General features: G+C 46.2%; 1 protein-coding gene. It reads left to right on the forward strand.

Going from position 1 to position 1,089, the window contains the following annotated elements:
* The first annotated feature begins 105 nt into the window (after positions 1-105).
* Positions 106-1,053, forward strand: coding sequence for an IS30 family transposase (locus DZ860_RS23740; protein ID WP_014386666.1), 948 nt, complete (start codon positions 106-108; stop codon positions 1,051-1,053).
* The last annotated feature ends 36 nt before the right edge of the window (positions 1,054-1,089 follow it).

The following is a 1,089-nucleotide window of genomic DNA, read 5'->3' on the forward strand; positions in this document are numbered from 1 at the left end:
CCCGATTTCAGATAATAAGTGCGACATTCATGGAAAGGTGTAGAAGAAGAAGCCAACTGCTGAAAGTGGTACGCTCTTCTCGCCAAAGAAACAAGCAGTACTACCATGAATTATCAGCAGTTGACCGAGGGCAGAAGATACCAGATTTCTGCTCTTTTGGAACGGGGAATTTCGGTTTCTGAAATAGCTAAAACCGTTCAGTGCCATCGCTCTACGGTATATCGGGAGCTTAAACGCGGCAGCAAAGGCAGTCATTATTGCCCAAGCGAAGCTCAGGTATTCTCAATCAAAAAACGCACATCAGCGCGGAAATACAGAATACCAAAGGAGCGTGTTGATTTTATCCGCCTCCTTTTAGAAGCAGATTGGAGTCCAGAGCAGATTTCCAGTGTATTAACTAGAGTCGGTGCCTCTGTCAGCCATGAGTGGATCTACCGATTTGTTGCGCAGGATAAACGCTTGGGAGGCAAGTTATATCGCCACTTGAGGCAAGGTCACAAGCGGTATCGTCGCGGTGGAAAAGAGAAAGCGCCAGCGATCAAGAATGCTGTTTCTATCGATGATAGGCCAAGCATCGTTGACAGTAAGGAGCGATTGGGTGATTGGGAAATCGACACCGTATTAGGCAAACATGGCACTGGTGCTATGGTGACAATTTTAGAGCGTAAAACACGATTTTACGTGGTCAAGAAAGTGCCATCGAAGTCAGCAGATGATGTCACCCAAGCCACCATAGAGCTACTCATGCCTTATAAGGAACATGTCCATACCATCACGGCAGATAACGGGAGAGAGTTTGCAGGCCACGAAACCATCGCAAAGGCGTTGGAGGCTGATGTGTACTTTGCTCATCCTTATAGCTCTTGGGAGCGTGGAGCCAATGAGAATGCTAACGGGCTTTTAAGGCAATATGTGAAGAAAGGAACCGACTTAACAACGGTAACAGACAGCGATATTGAATTCGCTGTATCACGGATAAATTATCGACCGAAAAAGTGTTTAGACTTCAAGCAACCAGCGATTGTCTTTAAAGAAATGACATTGGCTGCTTGATATTGGAGAGTGTCGCACTTCGCAGTTGAATTCGGG

Origin of the sequence: Vibrio sinensis (assembly GCF_003605645.1) — a bacterium.
GTDB classification, from domain to species: Bacteria; Pseudomonadota; Gammaproteobacteria; order Enterobacterales; family Vibrionaceae; genus Vibrio; species Vibrio sinensis.